Source organism: Liquorilactobacillus ghanensis DSM 18630 (assembly GCF_001435235.1).
Classification (GTDB): domain Bacteria; phylum Bacillota; class Bacilli; order Lactobacillales; family Lactobacillaceae; genus Liquorilactobacillus; species Liquorilactobacillus ghanensis.
In genome coordinates, this window is record NZ_AZGB01000018.1 from 165,151 (window position 1) to 173,633 (window position 8,483).

The following is an 8,483-nucleotide window of genomic DNA, read 5'->3' on the forward strand; positions in this document are numbered from 1 at the left end:
GACGCTCATTGTGTATATGCATTAAAAATAAAATAAGTAACGTAAACAACATTATCGGTATGATTGCCAAAATAGCATATCCAATGAATCTTATTGCAATCTTCCCCGGTCTGAACTTCTCCATGAAACTTGTTCCCTCCGATCAAATAAATGGTAAAATGCAGCAACTGTCGAAATAATATTATTTAACCAATAAAAGAAGAAATAAATTGGAACTATTCCCAATAATTTCCAGTGCTGCTTTGCTACACTGTGTTTATTCATCAAATTAGCTGTAATGTAGAATAATATCGTTACAACATAATAAGCGCAAAAAGTATCCAGTCGTAAATTTAAATTATCGAGGAATTGATAATTAATGGCTAAACTCAACAATGATAAAGATACTAAAAAAATCCAAAGGTAGCTTAATGTCATATCCAACAACAACCATCTTCTGCCAAATGATAAAGACGGTAATTTAAAAATATGATCATGCCAAACTTCTAATCCTCCGCGAGCCCAGCGAATACGCTGTCTGAGAAAACCTTTAACTGTTTCAGGAACGCGAATGTAACACAGCGCCTCAGGTACATAACCGCAATTAAATCCTAAGTCATAAAATTTCCAAGTAACATCTATATCTTCCGTTAGCGCCTGTTCATTCCACCCACCGACTTTTTTTAGAGTTTCAGATCGATAGAGGGTTAAGACGCCTGATACTGTAAGAATCAAACCACCAAAGTAATATTGAGCACGCTTGATAAAATCAATATTTAAAAAATATTCAATAAATTGTAATTTAGCTATCAATTTATTTTTATTAAGTACCATTGGTCGTCCGGTGGCAGCAGCTAAATCCGGTTTAGTTGCCAATTCGCGAACCATCAGTGCTAACGTATTTTCATTCAGAATTGAATCCGCATCAACACATAAGACAAACTCTGCTTGACTGGTGTTCAAAGCTGTATTTAGCGCATGGGACTTTCCTCCATTGACGTTTAACTTAATCAATTCAATTTGACTATCAAAATCGTGTTTGGCTAATTCCATCTGTTCAAATGTCTTATCGTCGCTTCCATCATCAATTAATACAATTCGATAATTTTGGTAATTTTGATTGCTAAGTGATTTAACTGATTGATAAAGCAAATCTTCTTCGTTATGACAAGCCATAAAAATATCAACAGTCGGTTCGCTGGCAGGATCTGCCACTTCAACCTGCTTTTTTTTCCTCACTGTTAAATAGATTGAGCCAAATATCCAAATAAATGACATTAATATTGGATAATACAGTTCAAAAATTCCTATCATTATTTTACCCTTTCGTTTCTTCGCAAAAAGATTCATTTGTTACTCACATATTGTTAACTAATTATTGAATTAATTTTATGACTAATTTTATTTATCATTCTACACATCCGACATAAAGCTTAATTAACCGACAAAAAATCTAAGAATCAAACAACATCATCTTTACATTTGAAGTTTCTTTATAATATAACCATCTTCCTTCCATTTGATAGAAGTTTAACATATTACCCTTATTTTATAAATACTTATCTTGAAATTTAAGAATTTTATTTTATTGCTAAATCAAATATTCATTTTTAATAAAATGCTGCATATATGCCACTGCAATTAGTATTTTGCAACACATAAAAAAAAGATCGATGAAAATCTAAAGATAGTTTCATCGATCTCCTTATATTTGTATACCTAATTACTTATTAGAAGTAATCTTCTCCAATAAATGCTGAACGCTGGCTGCATAACTGCTGCCAAATTTATTTAAATGAACCATTAAATAATATAACTGATAAAAACTTAATCGCTGCTGGTAGCCTTGATCCAATGGCAAGACTTGTTGATAGCCGGAATAAAAATCAGCTGTAAAGCCGCCAAAAACAGTTGTTATTCCCAGATCAAATTCTCGGTCACCATACAAAGCTGCCGGATCAATTAAAGCCGGTCGACCATCTGTCAAAAAGACAAAATTTCCAGCCCACAGATCACCATGCAATAAAACCGGTTGACTAGAATGAGCTGTCAAAGCGGCGATAATTATCGATCGTGCCGCTGTATAAAGTTGACTTTCATGCTTTCCCCACATTCGATCTTGTTTAAGCTGTTGTGCGAGCTTATCTAACCGCCGCTTAACGAAAAGATCGACCCAATCAGCTGTCCAAGCATTATCAAAAGCAATGCTTGTGCCAGCGTATGGATAATCATAGCCGAATTTACCATTAGGACTGGCAGTCTGATGCAGCTTAGCTACTAAAGCACCTAACTGCTGCTGGTTACCGGTACGCTGCGTTGCTAGATAATTCAGCAACAAATAAGCATCCCCTTGAATACGACCACTAGCCACCACTCGCGGCGCCAGAATTCCTGCTCGCTGAAAATCCTGCAAACCAGCTATTTCTCCTTGGTAAAAACTCTGAGGTTGCTGAGGTTGAACTAATAAAAAATAATCTTTAATCTTAGTTTTCAAATGATAAGCCTGATTAACATCACCACCACCCACACGCTGACAAGATGTTATTTCTTTGATCGGCAATTGAGTTAACCATTTTTCATCCATGAGATCGCTTCCTTTTGTTAAAACTTCCATATTGTTTTATTAAATTAAAACTAATCAATTGCAATTGAAAAAGTTGTGGATATATAATAAGTACGTACCAATTAATTACTCTGTACGGACCAGTTTATAAGGAGGAACTTTTTTTATGGCATACAAAACAATCAATCCATACAATAATGAACTAATCAAGGAATATCCTAACGCCACCGACGCTGAAATTTCAAACGCTTTGGCTTTAGGTGATAACCTCTATCATCAATGGAAAAAAGAACCTGTCAGCTCACGGCAGGCTAAACTGCACGAAATTGCTGATTTAATGCGGCAAAAAAGTGAAGAATTGGCTAAAGTGCTGACTGTAGAAATGGGTAAACTAATCGGTGAAGCACGTGGTGAAGTTGAACTATGCGCTTTGATCGCAGATTACTTTGCTGATCATAGTGAAGCTGGCTTACAGCCGACTGTTATTAAAACTTCAGCAGGCGATGCTCAAGTCGTTAAAGAAGCTGTTGGTGTTTTAATGATGGTTGAACCTTGGAACTTTCCTTATTACCAAATAATGCGGGTTTTTGCACCAAACTTTATGGTTGGCAACCCAATGGTTTTAAAGCATTCTTCCAACACCCCAACTTCAGCTGTTGAATTTGAAAAAATCGTTAAAGAAGCCGGAGCACCTGACGGCAGTTTAACAAATTTATTTTTAAGCCATGATCAAGTTGATCAAGTGATCGCTGATCCACGGATTCAGGGCGTTGCCTTAACCGGTTCAGAACGCGGTGGCAGTTCCGTTGCCCAAGCAGCCGGCAAATATCTGAAAAAATCCTCAATGGAATTAGGCGGCAGCGATGCTTTCGTTGTTTTGGCTGATGCTGATCTTGACCAAGTTATTAAGACTGCCGCTCGAGCACGTGCCTATAATGCTGGACAGGTCTGCACCTCTTCCAAACGCTTCATTGTTGCAGATAGTCTATATGATGAATTCTTAAAACGTATGGCGGCAGAATTTGACAAGTTAAAACCTGGCGATCCTTTGGATGAAAAGACAACCTTGGCACCATTATCCTCAGCTAAAGCAAAACAAACTTTGCAAAAGCAAGTTGATGATGCTGTAGCTGCTGGTGCTAAAGTTTACTTTGGCAATCAGCCGATCGACTTACCAGGACAATTCTTCCAGCCAACTATCTTGACTGACATTGCCAAAGACAATCCGGCTTTCTATCAGGAAATGTTCGGTCCAGTTGCACAAGTTTATCGGGTAAGTTCTGAAGAAGCTGCCATCGAATTAGCTAATGATTCGCATTACGGTTTGGGTGGCATTGTGTTCAGTGGTACCGCAGAACATGGTAAAAAAGTTGCTGAACAAATCGAAACCGGCATGGTCTTCGTTAACAGCCCATTGTACACCTTGCCAGAATTACCATTTGGTGGCATCAAACGTTCTGGTTACGGCCGTGAAATGAGCAGTATCGGTTTGAAAGCTTTCGTTAATGAAAAATTAATCGTAACAAGCGATCATCCAGACTTCAATAATGCCAAGGGTGGCTTGTTCTAAAGTTTAACTTTATAAATTAAATGCACTTACACCAGTGATCCTAAAAACGTTCTGTTGATTATAATTTCAGCAGTAATTTGATTTTTGGTTACTGGTGTCTTTTTTTAAACAAAAATTTGGTTGCCCGGCAATTTGAAGCATATAATAATATTATCTGATTGATTGGAGATGGTTTTCTTGCCGGTAAAACTCAACTTGAAAAAACTACCGGAATGGCAGCGAAATCTAGCCGTCTTATGGTTAGGCTGCTTTGTAGCAGGCGTTGGTTTCAGTGAAATAGCACCTTTTTTATCACTTTACGTTGAACAGTTGGGTAATTTTGATAAAAGCACCCTATCACTATACAGCGGTCTTACTTATGCTGTTACTTTTTTTGTAGTCGCAGTCGTTTCACCGCTGTGGGGCAAGCTAGCTGACCGGCATGGTCGTAAACTAATGTTGCTGCGTTCTTCATTAGGACTAGCTATTGTAATCGGTGCCTGTGGCTTTGTCCATCAAGTCTGGACATTAATTTTACTGCGGTTTCTGCAAGGTCTATGCGCTGGTTATATTCCTAATGCAACCGCACTGATCGCCACAGAGACCCCCAAAGCCAAAAGTGGCACTGCTTTGGGCATTTTAACGACCGGTTACGTTTCGGGAAACTTGATTGGACCGATCATCGGTGGTGTATTAGCTCAGGTTTTCTCGATTCGCATGACCTTTGTCTTAACTGGCGGTCTATTGCTGATCGTCTTTTTCCTAAGCTGGTTCGGCGTTCATGAGGATTTCAAGCCAGAACCTGTCACTGTCAAAACTCGCCAGCAGCAATCATTATTGCGCCAAGTTGCTGATCCACGAACTATTATTGTTTTGCTTTTTTCAACGATGATCATTCAAATGGGTAACAACTCAATTACCCCCATTATCAGCTTATATGTTAAAGAATTAATGCATGGCAGCGGACCAATTACCATTGCTGCCGGAGTCATTGCTGCCTTGCCGGGAATCTCAACTCTAATTTCTGCTCCACGTCTAGGTGCTTGGGGAGATCAACACGGACCGGGCAAGGTTTTATTATTTGGATTTTTGTTTGCGATCGTAATGTATATTCCTCAAGGATTAGTTGCCAGCGTTTGGCTGCTGGGCGTTTTACGCTTTATGATCGGAATCTCTGACGGTGCCCTTTTCCCGACTGTTCAAACATTATTAGCCAAGGGTACTCCACAAAACTTAACTGGCAGTATTTTCAGCTGGAATCAATCATTCCAAGCTCTCGGCAGTATGCTTGGTTCATTGTTAGGCGGTGTTGTTTCAAACCGTTTTGGTTACAATGGTGTTTTTGGTTTCACTGCCTTGTCATTAACGATTAATTTATTATTGATTTTATGGCTGATCCCAACTTTACGGCCAAAATGGCAGCATTAACTAGAGTTTAAATATTTCTTGACAAATTTTAAGAAATTCCAAGTTTAACATCACACTTTATTCACATTTATTCAGTAAAGTAATACTTGTAACCTGATAAAACTTTTCATTTCTTTCCCTTTGTTTTTTCGCTAAGATTCTTCCCCCCCAAGTGGAATCTTGGCACTAGTCATATTATAGAAACTCCCCCAGTTTCTGTAATCATTAGCTGTAGATAAAATTTTGATTTTATCTGCAGCTTTTTTTATATCCGCATGCTTTCTTGTTATAATGATGCTAGAGTGGTTGATATTTATCTAGATTTGAAGTTTACATATAATTGACTGCAAAACTATTAATAGTATAATAAAACTAAATAAGCTATCTGGAAATGCAGATATAAGGAGTGAGTTAATGACAACATCTATTAAAATTTTAACTGATTCTTCAGTGCAATTGACCCCCGCGGAGATCAAACAATACCACATTGAAATTGTTCCACTTTCAGTTGAAATTGACGGTCAAAGTTTTGTCGATGGGGAAAATATTTCACGACCTGAATTGATTGATAATTTGCGAATTGGCAAATATCCTAAAACCAGTCAACCTCCGTTAGGCCGCTTTGTTGAGGCCTATGATCGTTTAGGCGCCGATGGCAGTGAAGTAGTAGCTATTGTCTTATCAGATGTCTTAAGCGGCACGTTTGCAACTGCTCAGACAGCAGCAAAGATGAGCGATACTAAAGTTACCGTTATTAACAGCAAATCAACCGATCGTGGTTTGGCTTTTCAAGTTTTGGCAGCAGCTCAAGATGCCCAAGCTGGGAAAACAGCTGCTGAGATTCAACAGCATTGCCAAGAAATCCATCAAAGAACACGAATTAATGTTTTGATCGATAACCTCGATTGTTTGGTTAAAGGTGGTCGTTTAAGTCGGTTTGCCGGAGCTATTACTAAGTTAATCAATTTAAAGGTAATTGTTCAGTTGAATGAAAACAGCCTGGATGTTGTCGTTAAAGGGCGCAGTCGCAAAACTTTCGTTAAATTCTGTGAAGGCCTTGCTGAGCGACATCAAAATAATCCGATTCAAGATCTCGCACTATCAAATGTTGGTACAGATCCTGCGTTTTTGGAACGCCTTAAAAATATTATTTTACCGGCGGCTAGCAAAGCTAATTATTTAGCCGAATTAACCAGTCCGATCATCATGACTCATACTGGTCTAAACGCTGTTGGTGTTATTACGCTCTCAGAAAAGCCCGATGTTGATTAATAACTAAATATAATTTCAAATTTAAAAAGAATTAGTCACCAAAAAGGAGCTAACCAAATTAATGGTTAACCCCTTTTTAGTTAGTTCTATTTTTTATTGTTCAGCACCAGTTACTTGGTTAAAATGATAAGTTTTCCCGTTGATTTTCTGGGTACCATAGACCATTTGACCTTGGCCATTGTAATAAACAGTTTTGTGTTGTTCTGGGATAGTCTGTAAACCAGTCTTCATTGCGCCAGTTCCTTTGTCAAATAAGTACCAGTGACCGTTGATCTTTTGTTGACCGTACTGCATTTGACCATTGGAATTATAGTAAACTGTCTTATGCTGGTCGGGAATTGTCTGCATGCCAGTCTTCATTGCTCCGGTTGCTTTGTCAAATAAGTACCAGTGACCGTTGATCTTTTGCTGACCATACTGCATTTGACCATTGGAATTATAGTAAACTGTCTTATGCTGCTCCGGGATCGTCTGCATACCAGTCTTCATTGCTCCGGTTGCTTTGTCAAATAAGTACCAGTGACCATTGATCTTTTGCTGACCATACTGCATTTGACCATTTGAATTATAGTAAACTGTCTTATGCTGCTCCGGAATCGTCTGCATACCAGTCTTCATTGCTCCGGTTGCTTTGTCAAATAAGTACCAGTGACCGTTGATCTTTTGCTGACCATACTGCATTTGACCATTGGAATTATAGTAGACTGTTTTATGTTGGTCGGGAATCGTCTGCATGCCAGTCTTCATCGCGCCAGTTGCTTTGTCAAATAAGTACCAGTGACCATTGATCTTTTGTTGACCATACTGCATTTGACCATTTGAGTTATAGTAAACTGTCTTATGCTGCTCCGGAATCGTCTGCATGCCAGTCTTCATCGCGCCAGTTGCTTTGTCAAATAAGTACCAGTGACCATTGATCTTTTGTTGACCATACTGCATTTGACCATTTGAGTTATAGTAAACTGTCTTATGCTGCTCCGGAATCGTCTGCATGCCTGTTTGTTTAACACCATTTTTATACAGATACCAGTGACCATTTTCGTTAACTTGGCCATTCTTGTTAGCTGGTGTATTCTCATTAGTTTGCCCATTTTGATTACTTGGATTATCTTGTAAACCATTAATAGCATTAGTTAATGTACTTGTTGCTGAGTCAACTTGTTGCTGAGTAGCATCATTGTTTGCGGCAATAGATTGTGCATTTGCCATTGCAGTTTTCATAGTATTAACAGATGTGTCAGTGTACTGTGATGTACCTGCTGAAATGATTCCTTGGGCTTTAGAAATAGCAGCATTTAAAGCTGTTTTATCAACTTGAGCCTGAGTAGCAGGAGTAATTGCTCCGCCATTATTGTAATCAGCTTCAGTAATATTATTTAAAATAACTGTTCCATCTGCAGGCACTGTTTCTACGACTGTGTTTGTAATTGTAACATATTGCGGGTTAATTTCACCAGCAGCAACAGGCTGCATACCGCCAATAGGTGATGGACCAGTTGAAACCATTGCCAAAAAGAAATCAGTTTCAAAATTAGTATCTGTTGATGAATGACGTACTACTTGAGTACCAGCAGGGTACACATGACCGGTAGGACCTTTCATTGCAACTTTTAATGTACCATATTGTAATGCAACTTGCGAATTAGAAATCGCTGCAGCTTTAATTGTTGTATTAGGTTCATGATTAGTAACTCCAGGTACTTGAGCTAAAGG

At 38.4% G+C, this 8,483-nt stretch carries 5 protein-coding genes and 1 pseudogene; 3 read left to right on the plus strand and 3 right to left on the minus strand.

All coding sequences use genetic code 11. The features are described 5' to 3' along the window. Positions 1–90: 90 nt before the first annotated feature. Both FC89_RS08245 and FC89_RS08250 read right to left on the minus strand, forming a co-directional pair. Positions 91–1,293 (minus strand): glycosyltransferase family 2 protein, encoded by a 1,203-nt coding sequence (locus tag FC89_RS08245; RefSeq protein ID WP_057872084.1) that lies wholly within the window; start codon positions 1,291–1,293, stop codon positions 91–93. A gap of 409 nt (positions 1,294–1,702) precedes the next feature. Continuing rightward, positions 1,703–2,563 (minus strand): fructosamine kinase family protein, encoded by an 861-nt coding sequence (locus tag FC89_RS08250; RefSeq protein ID WP_057872085.1) that lies wholly within the window; start codon positions 2,561–2,563, stop codon positions 1,703–1,705. Between the two features lie 145 nt (positions 2,564–2,708). On the opposite strand from FC89_RS08250, the gene FC89_RS08255 reads away from it, so the two are divergent. From FC89_RS08255 to FC89_RS08265, 3 genes are all read left to right on the plus strand, one after another. Then, entirely contained in the window at positions 2,709–4,112 is a 1,404-nt protein-coding gene (locus FC89_RS08255; protein ID WP_057872086.1) for an NAD-dependent succinate-semialdehyde dehydrogenase, read from the plus strand. Positions 4,113–4,280: 168 nt separating this feature from the next. Continuing rightward, the gene (locus FC89_RS08260; RefSeq protein ID WP_157060692.1) at positions 4,281–5,519 is read left to right on the plus strand and encodes an MFS transporter; all 1,239 of its coding nucleotides are present in this window, start codon (positions 4,281–4,283) and stop codon (positions 5,517–5,519) included. Positions 5,520–5,912: 393 nt separating this feature from the next. Next, entirely contained in the window at positions 5,913–6,770 is an 858-nt protein-coding gene (locus FC89_RS08265; RefSeq protein WP_057872088.1) for a DegV family protein, read from the plus strand. 93 nt (positions 6,771–6,863) lie between these two features. Here FC89_RS08265 and FC89_RS12575 read toward each other — a convergent pair. Further along, positions 6,864–8,483, minus strand: a pseudogene (locus tag FC89_RS12575) (FIVAR domain-containing protein); the annotation flags it as partial.